This window comes from Halobacillus massiliensis (assembly GCF_900166625.1).
GTDB classification, from domain to species: Bacteria; Bacillota; Bacilli; order Bacillales; family Halobacillaceae; genus Halobacillus_A; species Halobacillus_A massiliensis.
This window is the reverse complement of the sequence record NZ_LT800499.1, coordinates 655,973-673,128: the sequence shown is the minus strand read 5'-3', so window position 1 is coordinate 673,128 and position 17,156 is coordinate 655,973. Positions and strand designations below refer to the sequence as shown.

General features: G+C 43.8%; 20 protein-coding genes. 1 reads left to right on the top strand and 19 read right to left on the bottom strand.

Annotated features, from left to right (window positions below; all coding sequences use genetic code 11):
• Nucleotides 1-557, bottom strand: a 557-nt coding sequence (gene wecB, locus B7E06_RS03375; RefSeq protein WP_082235889.1) for a non-hydrolyzing UDP-N-acetylglucosamine 2-epimerase, incomplete at its 3' end; no start/stop codon positions are given.
• Nucleotides 558-569: 12 nt separating this feature from the next.
• Nucleotides 570-1,202, bottom strand: a complete 633-nt coding sequence (upp, locus tag B7E06_RS03370; RefSeq protein WP_082232666.1) for a uracil phosphoribosyltransferase — start codon at nucleotides 1,200-1,202, stop codon at nucleotides 570-572.
• Nucleotides 1,203-1,275: 73 nt separating this feature from the next.
• Here upp and B7E06_RS21495 point away from each other — a divergent pair, with 73 nt between their 5' ends.
• Nucleotides 1,276-1,839, top strand: coding sequence for a hypothetical protein (locus B7E06_RS21495; protein WP_143414444.1), 564 nt, complete (start codon nucleotides 1,276-1,278; stop codon nucleotides 1,837-1,839).
• A 41-nt stretch (nucleotides 1,840-1,880) separates the two neighbouring features.
• On the opposite strand, the gene glyA is transcribed toward B7E06_RS21495, so the two are convergent.
• The 17 genes from glyA to B7E06_RS03275 form a co-directional block, all read right to left on the bottom strand.
• On the bottom strand, nucleotides 1,881-3,137 hold the full coding sequence (gene glyA / locus B7E06_RS03355) for a serine hydroxymethyltransferase (protein ID WP_082232663.1): 1,257 nt from the start codon (nucleotides 3,135-3,137) through the stop codon (nucleotides 1,881-1,883).
• A 42-nt stretch (nucleotides 3,138-3,179) separates the two neighbouring features.
• Nucleotides 3,180-3,722: a TIGR01440 family protein gene (locus tag B7E06_RS03350; RefSeq protein WP_082232662.1), complete on the bottom strand. Its 543-nt coding sequence runs from the start codon at nucleotides 3,720-3,722 to the stop codon at nucleotides 3,180-3,182.
• A gap of 80 nt (nucleotides 3,723-3,802) precedes the next feature.
• Nucleotides 3,803-4,243, bottom strand: coding sequence for a ribose 5-phosphate isomerase B (gene rpiB / locus B7E06_RS03345; RefSeq protein WP_082232661.1), 441 nt, complete (start codon nucleotides 4,241-4,243; stop codon nucleotides 3,803-3,805).
• A gap of 190 nt (nucleotides 4,244-4,433) precedes the next feature.
• Nucleotides 4,434-5,045 carry a low molecular weight protein arginine phosphatase gene (locus B7E06_RS03340; RefSeq protein ID WP_082232660.1) on the bottom strand — a complete coding sequence of 204 codons (612 nt, stop codon included), beginning with the start codon at nucleotides 5,043-5,045 and terminating at the stop codon, nucleotides 4,434-4,436.
• 63 nt (nucleotides 5,046-5,108) lie between these two features.
• The gene (locus B7E06_RS03335; protein ID WP_179133932.1) at nucleotides 5,109-5,651 is read right to left on the bottom strand and encodes a manganese efflux pump MntP; all 543 of its coding nucleotides are present in this window, start codon (nucleotides 5,649-5,651) and stop codon (nucleotides 5,109-5,111) included.
• Nucleotides 5,652-5,711: 60 nt separating this feature from the next.
• Nucleotides 5,712-6,755, bottom strand: coding sequence for an L-threonylcarbamoyladenylate synthase (locus B7E06_RS03330; protein ID WP_082232659.1), 1,044 nt, complete (start codon nucleotides 6,753-6,755; stop codon nucleotides 5,712-5,714).
• A gap of 204 nt (nucleotides 6,756-6,959) precedes the next feature.
• Nucleotides 6,960-7,289, bottom strand: a complete 330-nt coding sequence (locus B7E06_RS03325) for a hypothetical protein (RefSeq protein WP_082232658.1) — start codon at nucleotides 7,287-7,289, stop codon at nucleotides 6,960-6,962.
• Nucleotides 7,290-7,340: 51 nt separating this feature from the next.
• Nucleotides 7,341-7,970, bottom strand: a complete 630-nt coding sequence (gene spoIIR, locus B7E06_RS03320) for a stage II sporulation protein R (RefSeq protein WP_082232657.1) — start codon at nucleotides 7,968-7,970, stop codon at nucleotides 7,341-7,343.
• 54 nt (nucleotides 7,971-8,024) lie between these two features.
• Entirely contained in the window at nucleotides 8,025-8,864 is an 840-nt protein-coding gene (gene prmC / locus B7E06_RS03315; protein ID WP_082232656.1) for a peptide chain release factor N(5)-glutamine methyltransferase, read from the bottom strand.
• A 2-nt stretch (nucleotides 8,865-8,866) separates the two neighbouring features.
• Nucleotides 8,867-9,937, bottom strand: a complete 1,071-nt coding sequence (prfA, locus tag B7E06_RS03310; protein ID WP_082232655.1) for a peptide chain release factor 1 — start codon at nucleotides 9,935-9,937, stop codon at nucleotides 8,867-8,869.
• Nucleotides 9,938-10,030: 93 nt separating this feature from the next.
• Nucleotides 10,031-10,423: a hypothetical protein gene (locus tag B7E06_RS03305; protein WP_082232654.1), complete on the bottom strand. Its 393-nt coding sequence runs from the start codon at nucleotides 10,421-10,423 to the stop codon at nucleotides 10,031-10,033.
• A gap of 58 nt (nucleotides 10,424-10,481) precedes the next feature.
• Complete coding sequence (locus B7E06_RS03300) at nucleotides 10,482-11,342, bottom strand: dimethylarginine dimethylaminohydrolase family protein (RefSeq protein ID WP_082232653.1); 861 nt, start codon at nucleotides 11,340-11,342, stop codon at nucleotides 10,482-10,484.
• Between the two features lie 301 nt (nucleotides 11,343-11,643).
• A complete protein-coding gene (locus B7E06_RS03295; RefSeq protein ID WP_082232652.1) occupies nucleotides 11,644-12,264 on the bottom strand; it encodes a thymidine kinase in 621 nt (206 codons plus the stop codon).
• Nucleotides 12,265-12,629: 365 nt separating this feature from the next.
• Entirely contained in the window at nucleotides 12,630-12,875 is a 246-nt protein-coding gene (locus B7E06_RS03290; protein ID WP_082232651.1) for a type B 50S ribosomal protein L31, read from the bottom strand.
• A 145-nt stretch (nucleotides 12,876-13,020) separates the two neighbouring features.
• Entirely contained in the window at nucleotides 13,021-14,313 is a 1,293-nt protein-coding gene (rho, locus tag B7E06_RS03285) for a transcription termination factor Rho (RefSeq protein ID WP_082232650.1), read from the bottom strand.
• 255 nt (nucleotides 14,314-14,568) lie between these two features.
• Entirely contained in the window at nucleotides 14,569-15,534 is a 966-nt protein-coding gene (gene glpX / locus B7E06_RS03280; RefSeq protein WP_082232649.1) for a class II fructose-bisphosphatase, read from the bottom strand.
• A 323-nt stretch (nucleotides 15,535-15,857) separates the two neighbouring features.
• Nucleotides 15,858-17,144 carry a UDP-N-acetylglucosamine 1-carboxyvinyltransferase gene (locus B7E06_RS03275; RefSeq protein WP_082232648.1) on the bottom strand — a complete coding sequence of 429 codons (1,287 nt, stop codon included), beginning with the start codon at nucleotides 17,142-17,144 and terminating at the stop codon, nucleotides 15,858-15,860.
• Nucleotides 17,145-17,156 lie beyond the last annotated feature (12 nt).

Sequence of the window (17,156 nt, the reverse complement as noted above, 5' to 3'; positions counted from 1 at the left end):
ACCGTTGTGTTTAAAGCATCAATCGCTGTATTACCCGTAACAAAAATATGGTCAGCCGGCTTATTTTCTTCAAGCAGATTATCGCGCGACTTATTCGTTGGAGCAAAATGAAGATCAGCCATAATTCCTGTGAGCTGGCGGTTCATTTCCTCAGGGTAAGGGGAATACTTATCCCATGTTCGCAGTCCTGCTTCAACGTGGCCAACTGGAATTTGATTATAGTAAGCAGCAAGCGATGCAGCAAAAGTCGTCGTAGTGTCTCCGTGAACTAAAACGATATCCGGCTTCGCTTCCTTCAAGACATCATCCAGCCCTTCAAGCGCACGGGTTGTTACCTGTGCGAGCGTCTGACGGTCTTTCATAATATTCAAATCAAAATCAGGTTTTATTTTAAAAATATCAAGCACCTGATCAAGCATCTCCCTATGCTGAGCGGTTACCGTTACGATAGGCTCAAACTGTTCCGTTCTCTTCTTTAATTCTAAAACGAGTGGAGCCATTTTAATCGCTTCTGGACGAGTGCCGAAGATCGTCATGACCTTGAGTCGATTATCCATAAAAATATCTCCTTACTTTGTGCCGAACAAGCGGTCTCCAGCGTCACCCAGTCCAGGCTCGATATAACCTTTCTCATTCAGCTTTTGATCCATTGCTGCAAGATAGATATCAACATCAGGATGTTCCTCTTTTACCGCATCTACACCTTCAGGCGCAGCCACAAGACACATTAGACGAATTTGGCGGGCCCCGCGTTTTTTCAAGGAGTTAATCGCTTCAATTGCAGAACCTCCCGTTGCAAGCATCGGATCAATAACGATGAGTTCGCGTTCTTCAATGTCACTTGGAAGTTTTACATAATATTCGACAGGCTGAAGGGTTTCAGGATCTCTATATAGTCCAACGTGACCGACTTTAGCAGCTGGAATAAGTTTGATGATTCCATCAACCATTCCAAGTCCCGCACGGAGAATAGGAACAAGACCAATTTTCTTCCCTGTTAAAACTTGTGCTTTAGCACTTGGAACAACAGGTGTACTAATTTCCACTTCTTCTAAAGGCAGATCACGAGTGATTTCAAAAGCCATTAACGCCGCAACTTCATCAACCAGCTGGCGAAAATCCTTCGTTCCTGTCTCTTGTTTCCGTATGTACGTCAACTTATGCTGAATTAATGGATGGTCCAATACGTATACATTTCCCATGTCAGTCACTCCTTTTAATTTTATGCATCCCTCAAATTGTACAGAAAATGATGATAAAGAGCAAGGGCTCTACTTGTTAGGAAAAAATGGAACTTCTTCTGTTTTTAGCACTTTAAAAATGCTGATGCTGTTGATGGGTGCTTTTCTATCTATTTCGATGTTGCTCCTTTTCGTGGTTCCTCCTCTTTTGGGGCGCTTCCTCCTCTCCTTTCGACGTTTCTCCTCTCGCTTTCGACGCTTCTCCGCTCTTTCGACGCTCATCCCCTCTTTTTCGACGCTCATCCCCTCTTTTTCGGCGCTTCCTCCTCTCCTTTCGACGTTTCTCCTCTTGCTCTCGACGCTTCTCCGCTCTTTCGACGCTCATCTCCGCTTTTTCATCGCTTCCTCCTCTGTTTCCGGGGTTTCTCCTCTCACTTTCGATGCTTCTCCGCTCTTTCGACGTTCATCCCCGCTTTTTCGGCGCTTCCTCCTCTCTTTTCGACGTTTCTCCTCTCGCTTTCGGCATTTCTCCGCTCTTTCGACGCTCATCCCCGCTTTTTCGGCGCTTCCTCCTCTCTTCTCTACGTTTCTCCTCTCGCTTTCGACGCTCATTCCCTCTTTTTCAACGTTTCCTCCGCAATTTCTTCCTTTAAACTAAAAAAACTCGCCCACGAGGGGCGAGTTTTTCCTTACATTACATTATGGCGTACTTGGCATTAGTGATTGATAGAGTGGGAAGCGGGAAGTTAACTTTTCAACGCGCTCCTTCGCTTCTTTAAGTTTATCTTCGTTATCATGGTTTTTCAGAGTAAAGGCGATGAGTTCACCGACTTCTTTCATCTCTTCTTCTTTAAAGCCTCGGCTTGTAACAGCAGCAGTTCCTACACGAATACCGCTGGTAGTGAATGGTCCTTCTGGATCGTAAGGAATCGTATTCTTATTAGTGGTAATCGCTACAGCGTCGAGTGCTTTTTCAGCGACTTTTCCTGTTAACCCAAGTTCACGAAGGTCTAATAGAAGGAGGTGGTTGTCTGTTCCGCCGGATACAACGCGGACACCATTCTCCACAAGAGTTTCTCCTAACTTCTTCGCGTTTTTAATAATTTGACGGGAGTATTCCTTAAATTCCGGCTGAAGAGCTTCTTTAAAGGAAACCGCTTTGGCCGCAATAATGTGCATTAACGGGCCGCCCTGCATGCCTGGAAATACGGATTTGTCAATTTTCTTAGCGAACTCTTCTTCACAAAGAATCATACCGCCACGTGGACCGCGAAGAGTTTTATGGGTAGTAGTTGTCACAAAATGAGCATGTGGTACCGGGTTTGGATGAAGTCCGGTAGCAACTAGTCCAGCAATGTGAGCCATATCCACCATTAGGTAAGCTCCTACTTCGTCAGCGATTTCTCTAAATTTAGCGAAATCAATCTCACGAGGGTAGGCGCTTGCGCCGGCAACAATCAGCTTAGGCTTTACTTCTTTTGCTTTTTCAAGAACAGCCTCATAGTCAATGCGCTCGTCTTTTTCTGTGACTCCATACTCTTCAAAATCGTAAAGAGTTCCGCTGAAGTTCACCGGACTGCCGTGTGTCAAGTGACCACCATGGCTCAGGTTCATCCCAAGCACTGTGTCGCCCGGCTCCAGGATGGTGAAGTAAACAGCCATATTTGCCTGAGCTCCAGAGTGAGGCTGGACATTTACGTGTTCAGCTCCAAATAATTCCTTGGCACGATCTCTAGCCAGATTTTCAGCAACATCGACATACTCACAGCCTCCGTAGTAACGACGGCCCGGGTATCCCTCTGCATATTTGTTCGTCAATACAGACCCCATTGCTTCCATGACAGCTTCTGATACGAAATTTTCCGAAGCAATAAGTTCAATATTGCTTTGTTGACGATCTTTTTCATTTAAAATCGCTTCATACAGTTCAGCATCCGAACGTTTTACATGTTCCATCGTAAAAATTCCCCTCTCCATTTCCATGATCCTGTTGGACTATCATTCATATACGGCTCTGGCACCGCCGATTAATGGCGGACGTGTGCGAGCCACCGTAACGTGGGCCTGACCAATTGACTTCTGTTCAATTCGAAGTGGTACAGCAACGCGTCTGAGGTGCATCCCAATTAACGTATCGCCGATATCAACACCGCCTATAGCCTGTACGGTTTCCACGAGCACCGGATCCTCCATATGCTTAAAAGCATAGGAAGCCATGGATCCACCGGCCTTAGCCACCGGTATTGCAGAAACTTCCGGAAGTCCGTAGGTTTCCTGAACCTCACGTTCAATAACGAGAGCACGGTTTAAATGCTCACAGCATTGGAAAGCGAGCTTGGCACCAGAATGTTTAGAAAACTTCTTCCATTCTTCAAAAAGTACCTCGGCAATTGCTTCACTGCCTGAGGTGCCAATTCGTTCACCGGCTACTTCGCTTGTAGAGCAGCCAATAACAAATAACCCGTCTTTCATATGACCGGTTTCCAGCAGCTGGCGGGCAACTTGTGCAACATCCTGCTGAATTGCCTGAACTTCTGCCATTTTTGGCCATCTCCTTTTCATGATGAGTAGGCGTAAAAACACATCCGACGAACAACAATCACACTTTGCCTTCCATTCTATTACTTATTTTCATATTCGGCAATCTTATTCACACGTTTTTCATGGCGGCCGGCTTCAAACTCTCCTGTTACCCATGTTTTGGCTATCTCACGGGCGAGCCCAGGTCCGATCACGCGTTCTCCCATGCAGAGCACATTCGAGTCATTATGCTCACGAGTTACTTTTGCCGTGAAAAGGTCATGAACTAACGCAGCGCGAATGCCTTTGACTTTGTTAGCAGCAATAGACATTCCGATTCCTGTTCCACAAATTAGGATACCTTTATCGAACTCACCGCTGGCTACGCGCTCAGCTGCCGGTATAGCGTAGTCTGGATAATCGACGGATCCCTCACAGTCACAGCCGATATCCTCAAACTCAATATCCAGCTCTTCTAACACTTCAGAAACTTCCCGGCGCAGGCTTACTCCACCGTGGTCGGATGCTAAAATGACTTTCATCCTGCTGTCACTCTCCTCTATCATCACATTGTCCATATTATAGTGACAGGTCAGAAGATGTCTGTCAATTATCCAAGATATTCAGTTAGCGCTTTCAGAATGGGAAAAGGGAAGGTTTTTCAGGGGTTTTTTTAGGGGGAAAATAAATGTGTCCTATTCAGGGATAATGAACAGGACGTTTCGTTTACGATTATTTATTTTTACTCGTTAGCTTTTTCACAAGTTCATTCAATGTTTGATTAAGCTCATCCCGGGTCTTTCGGTACACTTCTATGTTTTGGCCATACGGATCTACTATGTTTAAATTTGGAAGCTCATGCTCCGCTTTTTGAATCGCCTTTATTTCATCAGCGAGCTCTTTCAGTAAATGCTGTTCAAGCTCTTCCTCTGTTAAATCTTCACTAATCTGACTTAAAATCCAGGCTCTTTTTTCCTCAAGAAGCGTGTAGAGATCAGTTAAATGACGCCATTGATCTTCACTAATGTAAACATATTCCTTTAAGGTAAAAAATTTATCTTCAAATTCTGGATACTGTAGTGCAAGTGTCTGTTTATGACTCTCAGTCATCGATAATACAATGTCCGCCCATTCAAGCAGTTCTGAATCGACTTGTGTCGATGTATTATCAAAGCTCAATCCAAACTCTTGCAGCACTTCTATAGCGTTATCAGCAATTGGTTGATTTGCCCCGGCAAATATTCCCGCTGACTTGATTTCTGCATCGTGCTCTTTAGCTTTCATAAGCGTTTCGGCCATTGGGCTTCGACACGTATTCCCTGTACAGACAAAAAGGATATTCATCCGTGGTCCCCCCTTTTTCTATCATATCCCCTATTTTAACACACGGCAGTTCTCCAAAAAACTTTAAAAAATTGCATAAAGGCCTAAGGCACATAATATGCTGCCGCCAAACAACTCACTATAGGCTCCGACAAAGTTCGTTGCTCTTCGGCCGACAAAGAAACCGAGCCAGGTAAGAACGGTACTCATAAAGCCAAAGGCTAAAATTGCGAAAAGTAAGCTGGCGTTATGAAGGCCCAGGCTGAATCCAACCGGAAAGCTATCAATGCTCACACTAAACGCAAAAATCCACAGGCCGATACCAGTTACTGAATAGCTGGATGAACTTTTCTCTGAAAAAGAAGCAAAAACCGTATAGGCGCCGATGGTAAGCAGAAGAAATCCGCCAGCAGCAGATGCCCATTCTGTTATATTTTCAAACAGCCATTTTCCAAGCAAAATTCCAAGGCCGGGCATGACCATATGCAGAAGGCCTACTAATAGTCCGGCCAACCCGATATATTTTAATCGGACGGACTGCATCCCCATGCCGAGGGACACAGAAAAAGCATCCATACCCAGGGCGATTGATAATAAAATTAAAGATGTTATGTTTTCGATTTCCATTGAAAAGCCTCCTCCTCGGACATGCTAATGTAGCGTATGCGCCGAGAAGGAAGCATATGATTAGTGCTGGATGATTTTATGGGACGCGGCTTTTTTTAGGCGGTTCATAACAGCGGCACCTACTCCTGTTTCTTCAAAAGTTTCACATAAGATCAGGTCGACTTCCGCTTTTTTAAAATGACGAAGCGCACGGTAAAGTTCTCCCGCTATTCCCGCTAAGTCTCTGCGTGTTCCACAGGCAATGATAGATTCATGGTCAAGTTCGGCAGCAAGCTCAGAACTCGCAATGACTCCGATGCGTTGACCTTCTTCCTTCAACTGCTGCAGCTGTTCTTTAAAGAATCCGGCATCTCCATCGATCAGCCAAAGCGGTGATTCAGGAGCGTAATGAGTATATTTCATTCCTGGTGATTTCGGCTTCTCGTTATGAACGTCTGCTAAAGCAGGATCTACAATGATGTCAGGTACGATTTCCCGAAGGTCTTCTTTCGTCACTCCTCCAGGCCGTAAAATAATAGGAATCTCAGTTGTACAATCCACAACTGTCGACTCCACTCCCACCCCGGTAGGACCTCCATCCAGAACAGCAGAAATTTTTCCTGCTAAGTCCTGCATTACGTGTTCTGCGTCTGTAGGGCTTGGACGTCCTGAGAGATTGGCACTCGGTGCAGCGAGCGGAAGTGCAGAAGCATGTAACACGGCCAATGCTACTGGATCATTTGGCATTCGAATCGCTACTGTGGTTAAACCGGCCGTCACATTTTTAGCTGCCCTGCCGTTACTTGGCAGAACTAGAGTTAATGGGCCCGGCCAAAAAGCGGACATCAGCTTGCTCGCAATTTCCGGAATTTCTGTCACAAGCTGAAAAACCTGACTCGGATCGGATACATGAACGATCAGCGGATTATCCGCTGGACGGCCTTTGGCTTCAAAGATTTTCTGAACAGCCTCTTCATCAGCGGCATCAGCTCCTAATCCATAGACAGTTTCCGTAGGAAAAGCGACGACCTGCTTGTCTCTTAGCAGTTCCGCCGCTTCCATAATTGCTGGATTCTCTTTATCAATAGGTGTGGATAATTTCCACAATTTAGTGTTTACATTCATGCCTGAAAGACTCCTTTATTCTTTTCCACTACGTAATATTATGAATAATTTAATTAAAATTCGCAAATTCAGGCAATATTAACAGGATATCCTCAACTTATCCACTGATTTATCCACATATCCAGAGGCAAATTAACGGATGTCGTTGAAAATAACTCACACTATTCACAGGTTATTCACAATTCTATGGCCTTATGTGAATAACTATTGCACTTTCCCACAACCAGGTGTGTATACCCACAGCTGCTCTTTTTGATCACGAAGATGAAACTTTTGATACTCTAGTAAAGTATTGAGTTCTTTGGAATGACTCTTCACATGCAGTTCATGTACCTTTTCTTCTTTCGCGAATACTTGAATAAGTTCAAAAACGTAAAGGATGCCTGTTTTTGATACACTTCCATCAAGCTCCAGCTTTCTGAGCCATCTAACCCCATTCCCTTTATCTTCCAAAATAAACGTTCCTATGTTTTGCTGTTTCTGCTTAATCGCATATTTGTTTGGTTTTCCATTGTTTATTTTCTCAATGTACACTTACATCCCCGCCTTTCTCTACCACTCTATGAAATGGCGGAGGCTGTTATGCTAGGAAAACAATTTATTCCATAGTTTCACAATAAAGAATTCGACTTCTTCCGTCTGTTCCTCTTGAACCTCAGCACCCTGCTCAGATTCTTCTATTTCAGAAATTTCTGATTCAGATGCTTCCGCTACAGACGCGCCATTCGAAAAATCAAGAAAGCATAGCGGTGGAAATAACACACACCACCAGTTATCTCCTTCTCCTTCGCCAAGTGTAATTAAAATCGCTTCATATTCACCGGCGGGGTATATATAGGATCCGTACATTTTTGTGGGAAATTTAACAGATGTGCCGTACTCCACCTGATAGCTTTGCTTAACTCCATAGTCTGCCACAGTCTCTCCGACGATCGCTTCAATCTCTCCTAATCGATCTTGGATCATTGTTCTGGCTGCTTCAATGGATGTAAGAGATTCTACCCATGTCGTGATTTCTTTATTTACTCTGTCACGTACTTCTCTTTTTAATTCCTGATCGTTATCATTGTTACTGTCTGCCAGTATACGTAAACGGATGGCATCATCCGGGATAACTTGATATTCAGCTCCACTCACCTTATCTTCAGGTGTTCCATATAAAAGAGATGACACTGTAATAAATATAATAAGCATTGGTATGATTGCGTTTTTCATAAAAATTCCTCCCCTGTTGATAACCATTGTGGCCCGGGGAGGAATGTTTTAAACCTATGAAACTTGAATTGCAAAAATCATTCGGTCTCTGCCGTTTATATCCTGTAAAACCTCGACTTGATAGTTTCCTAGAATAGTGTAAATGAGCTCCGAAACGGGTTCGCCCTGCAGATGACCAATCTCAAAAGCGATCAGCCGCGGCTGCTGCTCGCGCTCTTTTACCTGCTTGAGAATAGACTTATAAGCTGCCAGTCCGTTCTCATCAGCAAAAAGAGCCAGGTGAGGGTCAAAATGTTCAACCGTATCCTGCAGCTGATCCGAACGGTCAATATAAGGAGGATTAGAGACAAGGACGTCCACTCGATCATCCTTTAAAGGCTTAAGAAAATCTCCTTCTCTCCACTCGATTTCTGCCTTCATCTTGTCGGCATTGGCTTGCGCGGTCTCCAGAGCCTCCGCTGAAATATCGCTGGCCAGTACGCGGCGATCGGTTTCAAGCTTTAACGTTACTGCAATAATACCGCTGCCTGTACCAATATCTGCTATGGTGTTATCAACTGGCTTGAGACGTTTCAGCACTCCTTCTACAAGCTCTTCGGTTTCCGGCCTTGGGATCAGCACAGATGGATTCACCGTAAACTCACGACCATAAAAGTGGGCATAGCCGAGCATATGCTGAACAGGCCTTCCTGTTTCCGCATGCTCTTTTACTTTTTTCACAAAAATCCCCTTCAGATTCTCAGGAAAGGGATCTCTCCCATAGGCGAGCATCATCGAATAGCTCAGGTTAAGCAGATCTTCAAGCAGGTAATCCGCCACCCGTGGTTCACGTTCATATTTTGTTAAAAAAATAGAAGCCCAGCGGCGGGCTTCTTCAATCGTAGTAAAATTCATCGTTATTCTCCGATCGCTTCCAGCTTCTTCGCCTGCTCTTCCATAAGCAAAGCATCCAAAATCTCATCCATATTTCCTTGCAGGATCTGGTCCAGTTTTTGAAGTGTAAGCCCTATACGGTGATCAGAAACACGCGACTGTGGGAAATTATATGTTCGAATACGCTCAGAACGGTCTCCCGTACCAACAGCGGATTTACGCGTTTCGTCCAGTTTCGCCTGTTCTTCACGCTGGAACTTATCATACACACGGGCACGAAGTACTTTCATAGCTTTTTCTTTATTTTTAATCTGTGATTTCTCATCCTGACAGGAAACAACGATACCGGTAGGCTCGTGAGTCAAACGCACAGCCGACATTGTTGTGTTTACACTCTGTCCGCCCGGTCCGCTTGACGCAAACGTATCGACACGAATATCTTTATCGTGAATTTCTACCTCTACCTCTTCTGCTTCAGGAAGCACAGCTACTGTCGCAGTAGATGTGTGAATACGTCCACCGGACTCCGTTTCAGGTACGCGTTGAACACGGTGGGCCCCATTTTCAAATTTCATTTTAGAATAGGCACGGTCCCCTTTAATCATAAAGATAATTTCTTTATAACCGCCTACTTCATTTGAGGTGGACTCAATTACGTCAATCTTCCAGCCTTGAGACTCTGCATATCTTGCGTACATACGGTATAAGTCTCCTGCAAATAAGGCTGCCTCGTCACCGCCTGCAGCCCCGCGGATCTCGACGATAACATTTTTATCATCATTAGGGTCAGATGGAAGCATAAGCACCTTAAGTTTCTCTTCTAAATCTGTTTTTTGTTGTGACAGCTCAGAGATTTCCTCTTTTACCATTTCTGTCATATCATCATCCAGATTATCTTTAAGCATGGCTTTCGCATCATCCAGCTGTTCAGCGACTTCCTTATACTCACGATAATTGGTCACTGTTTCTTCTAACCCGGACTGTTCTTTTGAATATTCTCGCAGTTTGTTTGTATCAGAAATTACTTCAGGATCGCTGAGCAGTTCATTTAGCTTTTCATAACGATCTTCAAGAGTTTGTAAACGTTCGATCAATGGTATGCACCTCTTTCTCCATAACAGTACAATTATATTATAGAGCCGTATCGGTTACAACCACGTCAAGAAAAAGGGGAGAGAATACACTCCCTACCCCTCTGTTTTTACAGATACATCGTAGCTTGGAACCGCATCCTGAATCTTCTCTGCAAGATCCAAAGTCCACTGCTCTTTTTCATTATCCGACAATTTTTCTTCCGTGGATACAGTTACCCACGCGTGGTTGTTTTCCATAATAATTCTTTGTACATGAACACCGGGTACTGTGTGAGCCGCATTGCGGATCTGATCCCGATCCTGCTTTAGGCCCCACGTCTCACCCACACGCTCAATGGAACGCGGGTTATTTGTCTGAGGTCCCGGGTTTTCTGGAACACTCATATTCATAATATCCTGACGGTTTGTGTATCCTTGCATTTCACTTGTATCATAACAGCCTGCCGTTATAAAGATCAGACCCATTGCTATTAGGAAACGAAGCATAAAAAATCACCTCTTCTCTTTTTTCTAGTTTGACCGAGAAGAGGGTGATTATGCTTTTTTATGGCTGGCGGTTTATGGGTAATGTACAGCAGCGGAATGAGCCTCCGGACTTAATGATTTCAGAAAAATCCACTTCCAGTACTTCAAACCCTGCTTCACGCAGCTTCTCATTTACTTCGTTATTCTGCGGAAGGCTGATTACTTTTCGGCTGCCAATTGACAGGACATTCGTGCCAAGGTGAAATTGTTCCTCCTCCCCGACCTCTAAGCATTCAAAGCTTTGCTTTAAAAGATCGGCATCCTTCTGTTGAAAAGCATCCGGGAACAACAGGGCTGTTTTTTCATCGACGATGTTAAACGCACAATCTAAATGTAAAACATCCTCACGCAGTTCCAGAGGAATAATAGTGTAGGAAGGCAGGGTTTTCTGAAGCTGCTCGGCTGCAGAGAGCTTCGTCCGTTTGCTGATCCCGACATATATATTCTGTCCATTAATTACGACGTCCCCGCCTTCAATGGAAGGGCCGGTCAGCTGCGTATAAGTCAGATCCATTTCTTCTATAAGTTCAATAAGAGGCTTAATTTCTTCTTTCCTTAGGTCACTGGCCAGGGAAGAAATATATAAATGCTGCCCGATACAAAAACCGATATCCCTTGTAAAAACCTGTTCATTAAAATTCGGGTGAGTAGGAATATAACCTACGTTAACCTGATGATTCTGCAGGAGATTTACGAACTCCTCATGCTGCTTTAAAGCAGTATCTACATCAATATTTTCAGATGCATAATGCCTTTGTGTTTCATTAATAATTTCGGTGATTTTCATATGTTCCGGCTTGCTCACTAAGACATTGATCAGTCTGTCATACTCTGTATTACAGCCCATGGATTGATTTGAGTTCGTATTTATCGTCTGCATCGCTTTATTCCTCCATCGCCACACGAGGCGTTAGTTCTCCTTATATTTTCACTAAAACCTATATAAGCTAAACCTGTTTTTACGTGCCAATTTTATCTGGGATCATTAAAAACCCTACTAATTATAGGATGCGCGAAGAAATCTGTATGTATTCTTTGGAATACTGTTTTGATGTACTCGTTCACAAATCCTTGGATAAAATCATACCAAACAATCTTATTGAGATCGACCTATATATGTCTTTTATTAAAAAAAGCTGACCCGCTAAGTTTTTTAACTTTCGGGTCAGCCTCTGCCAGTTTTAACGATACGCTTCAACGTGCTCTTTTATTTTCGGTTGCCTGGGTTTGTTAGGCACTTCGTGGTGATGGCGACAGCGTGGTTCATAAGATTCCGAAGCCCCTACCATAATAATCGGATCATCATAAGAAGCCGGCTTCCCATCGATTAGACGCTGTGTACGACTAGCTGGTGAACCACAGACCGGGCAGATGGCGTTAAGCTTCGTTACACTTTCACTCAAGGCCATAAGCTCAGGGACTTTACCAAAAGGTTCACCGCGGAAGTCTGTATCAAGTCCAGCGACAATTACTCGAATGCCTCGATCTGCCAGACATTCCACGACTTCTAAAATATTTTCATCAAAAAACTGTACTTCATCAATCCCGACGATATCCACGTCTTCTCCCACTTCAGGGAGAATATCAAAGGAATTCTTTATAGGACGAGCCAGTACTGAGGTTCCGTTATGAGATACAATGGAATCCTCTTTATATCGGTTATCGATTGCAGGTTTAAAAACGCGTACAGACAGATTTCCATATGTAGCACGGCGTACCCGGCGGATCAATTCCTCAGATTTTCCGCTGAACATACTTCCACAAATAACTTCCACCCATCCACTCTGCTTCATCACATACACGTCAACTGTCTCCCTTCTCCTCGTTGAAACACTTCAATAAAAAAGCTCTCTCTGGCCGACCATTATGATCGACTCAGGACAGCTTTCCATCATACGTTCTTTATTTTATCTGAAAGACACAGGTCTAAACATTTTAAAGCTTTTATTAAACATAATTAGTGAATTTATCGAATTCGCGGGTAAAACTCATATTTATATGGCCAAATTTAAAAACCGCGGCTATTTTTAAAAAATCAAGGCTAAACCTTAAAAATAGCGGATAAATTAAGCCAAGCTTTTCTTTCAATAAAAAACAGGCAAACGGTAAGAAAATTTGCCTGTTTTTGTTCAAAATATTCAAGGAATGCATAAGCACCCATTGATCATTATGAAAGGTTATATTTTTTCTTAAAGCGATCCACACGGCCACCAGCTTTGTCAGCTTTCTGTTTGCCTGTGTAGAACGGATGAGAATCTGAACTGATTTCTACACGGATTAGCGGGTAAGTGTTGCCATCTTCCCATTCAATTGTCTCGCTGGACGCTTGAGTAGATCCGCTTAGAAACTTAAAGTCAGAACTGGTATCTAAGAATACGACTTTACGGTATTCTGGATGAATTCCTTCTCTCATGTTCTTCCACTCCTTTTTGCCCTGAATCCCTAAGATACAGAGTTATTGTAAGAGCCTTCGAAGGTTAGTCGATACACCTTGTACTGAAACTCACATAGAATGATTATATCAGCCGTTGGTAATCAATGCAACAGCTTATCAGGGATTATTTTCGGCTGCCTGCCTTTGCCGGCTTTCCTTGCATTTCCTTGTCCATCAAATCAAAGAATTCTTTGTTGTCTTTAGACGATCGTAATCTTCTTAAGAAACGGTCAGTAAAGTCGTGAGAATCTGACATCGTCTTACGGATTGCCCATACTTTATCCAGTTCGGCTTTTTGTAAGAGAAGTTCCTCTTTACGGGTTCCGGATCTTACAATATCAATGGCTGGGAAGATCCTCCGCTCAGCCAGACCGCGGTCAAGGTGAAGTTCCATATTACCCGTCCCTTTAAACTCTTCATAAATAACATCGTCCATACGAGAACCGGTATCGATTAAAGCAGTAGCTAAAATGGTTAAGCTTCCGCCTTCTTCAATATTCCTCGCAGCTCCAAAGAAGCGTTTTGGACGGTGAAACGCCGCCGGATCGATACCTCCTGATAACGTTCGCCCGCTTGGCGGAATGACGAGGTTATAAGCACGTGCAAGACGGGTAATGCTGTCCATTAATACGATAACATCACGCTTGTGCTCCACTAAACGCATCGCCCGCTCTAAGACGAGCTCAGCTACTTTAATATGGTTTTCCGGCACTTCATCAAACGTTGAGCTTACTACATCTACATCAGGAGCTACGTAGCGCTCAATATCAGTTACCTCTTCCGGCCGCTCATCGACAAGGAGGATAATCAGCTTAGCATCCGGATGGTTCGTTGTAATACTGTTGGCCATTTGTTTAAGAAGCATCGTTTTACCGGCTTTCGGAGGGGCTACAATGAGTCCCCGCTGGCCATAGCCGACAGGTGACATAATGTCGATGATACGTGTGGAAAGTTTTTTACTTTCCGTTTCAAGCTTCATTTGGCGATCTGGATACAAAGGAGTAAGGGCCGGGAAATGGACACGCTCCTTGGCTGTTTCCGGATTCTCCCCATTCACTGCATCTACATGAAGAAGACCGTAATAACGTTCGTTTTCTTTTGGAGGACGCACTTTGCCTGACACTTTGTCCCCGTTTCTAAGATCAAAACGACGGATTTGTGATGCTGAGATATAAATATCCTCTGCACTCGGTGAATAATTGATTGGACGCAGGAAACCAAACCCTTCGGAAGGGATAATTTCTAGAATGCCGTCCATGAATAAAAATCCATCTTTTTCAGCCTGAGCTTTTAAAATCGCAAATATTAACTCCCGCTTTGTCAGCTTTGCATAATAAGAAACTTTGAATTGCTTTGCTAACGCGTAGAGTTTTTTTAATGTCATTGTCTCTAAGCTTGATATTGTTACTTCTGACAAAAAAATCACCACTTTTATTAAATTTTTCTATAAGGATTAGAGCGAACTTCCGGTTCATCAATGGGCAAGAGTGACACTGAAAAGGTTTTGAAGATAAAAGGAAGGTTATCGAAGCTCAATGAAGATACTTTTCTATTGAAACACTATACATTTTACAACTTGTACGGTACAGGATTCAAGAATTTTTAACAGGCAGGTACATAACGAGGCTTTCCGATAAAGAAGAAAGAAAGCCAGTTTCCTGGCCTTCTGCTTTTATTTGATCACTAAATTAGGTTTTTTCTTCAGACTGTGGTCTCCGTCAATAAAGCGTACAGTTCCGGATTTTGCCCTCATCACAAGGGTTTGAGTTGTCGCTTTCTGCCCTTTAAACTGGACACCCTGGAGAAGTTCTCCATCGGTTACGCCGGTCGCTGCAAATATAGCGTCCTCTCCTCCGACAAAATCTTCCATGTAGAGCACTTTGTTGACGTCTTCAATCCCCATTCTTATACAGCGGTCAAGTTCGTCATCATTTGCAGGTAATAGCTTACCCTGAATTTCTCCCCCTAGACACTTTAAAGCGACTGCAGCAAGAACGCCTTCTGGAGCACCACCGGATCCAAATAGAATATCTACACCAGTATCGTCAAAAGCTGTATTAATCGCTGCGGCCACATCACCGTCAGAAATCAGTTTAATACGCGCGCCAGCATCCCGGATCTCATGTATTAACTGCTGGTGACGCTTACGATCAAGAATCGTCGCCACCACATCCTCAACATCTTTACCTTTTGCTTCTGCCACAGCTTTTAAATTATCAGCTACTGTTGCGTTGATATCAATTTTACCTACCGATTCAGGACCCACCGCAATTTTATCCATATACATATCTGGTGCATGAAGAAGCTGGCCATGATCAGCAATAGCAATAACCGCCAGTGCATTCCATGTGCCATTCGCAACAATGTTCGTACCCTCTAAAGGATCAACAGCCACATCTACACGAGGTCCATAGCCATTTCCGAGCTTCTCCCCGATATATAACATAGGAGCCTCGTCCATTTCTCCTTCTCCTATGACCACTGTTCCTTTCATCGGGATGGTGTCAAACACATCACGCATAGCTGAAGTTGCAGCGTCATCCGCTTCTTCTTTTTTCCCTCTCCCCATCCAGCGAGCTGACTTTAAAGCAGCTGCTTCTGTTACTCTTACTAGTTCCATTGATAAACTTCTTTCCATGGTTCTTCTCCCCTATCTTATAAATAAGAATTATCCTCATCTCCCCATGGAAATAACAGTATAATCATATGCTAACGGCTTGAGTAAGCGATTACAATGGAAAGTTCAGGTAAAAGAGGAGCTCCTCATACTCCTCTTTATAACCTGTATCTCATAATTTTATGCGTTTCGTGTCTATCAGGCCGTTTCCACTTTTCTTTTTGTCCAGCTGCATCGGCCAGACACTCGCGTCATATGCAATCTCCCTGCATCGGCTTAAAAGCTGCCGATTACGGCAGCTTGCTTATGCGTTTCGTGTCTATCAGGCCGATTCCGCTTTTCTATTAAGAATTCTGGAATTGTTCTACTTCTTCTTGGGACATTTCTTCATACCAGATTTTAGCTCCGAGTTCGATGAGCTTGTTCGTGATGTTCTCATAGCCTCGTTCGATATGATCAATTCCCGTAATTTCGGTAATGCCGTCAGCCATCAGGCCAGCAATTACCAGGGCTGCTCCTGCTCTGAGGTCGGATGCTTTTACTTTCGCCCCTTCAAGTCTGGCTGGTCCTGTGATGATAGCAGATCCGCCTTCTGTTTTTATCGATGCATTCATTCTTCTTAGTTCATCGATATGTTTAAACCGCGCAGAGTAAATAGTATCTGTTACAACACCTGTCCCTGTGGCCTGTGTCAGCAGGGTCGTAAACGGCTGCTGAAGATCAGTTGGAAAACCTGGATAAACAAGTGTCTTAATATCAACACTCTTTATCTTTTTCCCGGGATTTATATAGAGCTGTTCTTCGTTTTCTTCAATCGTTACGCCCATTTCTCTCAACTTGGCTAAAAGGGATTCAAGGTGCTGTGGAATGACATTATCTATAATCATTCCGTCGCCTTGAGCGGCCGCCATAATCGTATACGTGCCAGCTTCAATGCGGTCCGGAATAATTGTATGCAGACAACCGTTCAGTTCTTCTACACCTTCGATTCGGATAACGTCTGTCCCGGCTCCTTTGATTTTAGCTCCCATGCTTGTCAGCAATGTGGCTACATCAATAATTTCCGGTTCCTTCGCTGCATTTTCAATCGTTGTTTTCCCTTTAGCTTTTACAGCAGCTAGCATAATATTAATCGTCGCGCCTACACTTACAACATCCAGATAAATACGCGCACCGCGAAGCTCTTTCGCCCGCAGGTAGAGCGCTCCCTGTTCATTAGTTATTTCAGCACCTAAAGCTTCAAATCCTTTGATGTGCTGATCGATTGGACGAGGACCAAGATGGCATCCTCCTGGAAGACCGATGACCGCTTTCTTAAAACGACCAAGCATCGCTCCCATGAAATAATAAGAAGCACGCAGCTTTTTCACACGTCCATTAGGAAGAGGCATTGAAATCATTTGAGAAGGATCAATTTCCATCGTATTTCCGTCTTTGTTTACTTTTCCACCTATTTCTCTTAAAAGCTCGGAAAGTGTCTGCACATCTGAAATGTCAGGAAGTCCTTCAATTGTTACGGTAGAATTGGCCAAAATCGCAGCTGGCAATAAGGCAACAGCACTGTTCTTAGCACCGCCTACACGGACTTGTCCACGTAAACGGGGTCCGCCTTCAACTATTAATTTTCTCATGAGTAACTCCTC

Coding starts and splice junctions, on each gene's coding strand:
- upp (WP_082232666.1), bottom strand. CDS start 1,202: ATGGGAAATGTATACGTATTGGACCATCCATTAATTCAGCATAAGTTG.
- glyA (WP_082232663.1), bottom strand. CDS start 3,137: ATGGAACATGTAAAACGTTCGGATGCTGAACTGTATGAAGCGATTTTA.
- B7E06_RS03350 (WP_082232662.1), bottom strand. CDS start 3,722: ATGGCAGAAGTTCAGGCAATTCAGCAGGATGTTGCACAAGTTGCCCGC.
- rpiB (WP_082232661.1), bottom strand. CDS start 4,243: ATGAAAGTCATTTTAGCATCCGACCACGGTGGAGTAAGCCTGCGCCGG.
- B7E06_RS03340 (WP_082232660.1), bottom strand. CDS start 5,045: ATGAATATCCTTTTTGTCTGTACAGGGAATACGTGTCGAAGCCCAATG.
- B7E06_RS03335 (WP_179133932.1), bottom strand. CDS start 5,651: ATGGAAATCGAAAACATAACATCTTTAATTTTATTATCAATCGCCCTG.
- B7E06_RS03330 (WP_082232659.1), bottom strand. CDS start 6,755: ATGAATGTAAACACTAAATTGTGGAAATTATCCACACCTATTGATAAA.
- spoIIR (WP_082232657.1), bottom strand. CDS start 7,970: ATGAAAAACGCAATCATACCAATGCTTATTATATTTATTACAGTGTCA.
- prmC (WP_082232656.1), bottom strand. CDS start 8,864: ATGAATTTTACTACGATTGAAGAAGCCCGCCGCTGGGCTTCTATTTTT.
- B7E06_RS03305 (WP_082232654.1), bottom strand. CDS start 10,423: ATGCTTCGTTTCCTAATAGCAATGGGTCTGATCTTTATAACGGCAGGC.
- B7E06_RS03300 (WP_082232653.1), bottom strand. CDS start 11,342: ATGCAGACGATAAATACGAACTCAAATCAATCCATGGGCTGTAATACA.
- B7E06_RS03290 (WP_082232651.1), bottom strand. CDS start 12,875: ATGAGAGAAGGAATTCATCCAGAATACCGTAAAGTCGTATTCTTAGAT.
- glpX (WP_082232649.1), bottom strand. CDS start 15,534: ATGGAAAGAAGTTTATCAATGGAACTAGTAAGAGTAACAGAAGCAGCT.
- B7E06_RS03275 (WP_082232648.1), bottom strand. CDS start 17,144: ATGAGAAAATTAATAGTTGAAGGCGGACCCCGTTTACGTGGACAAGTC.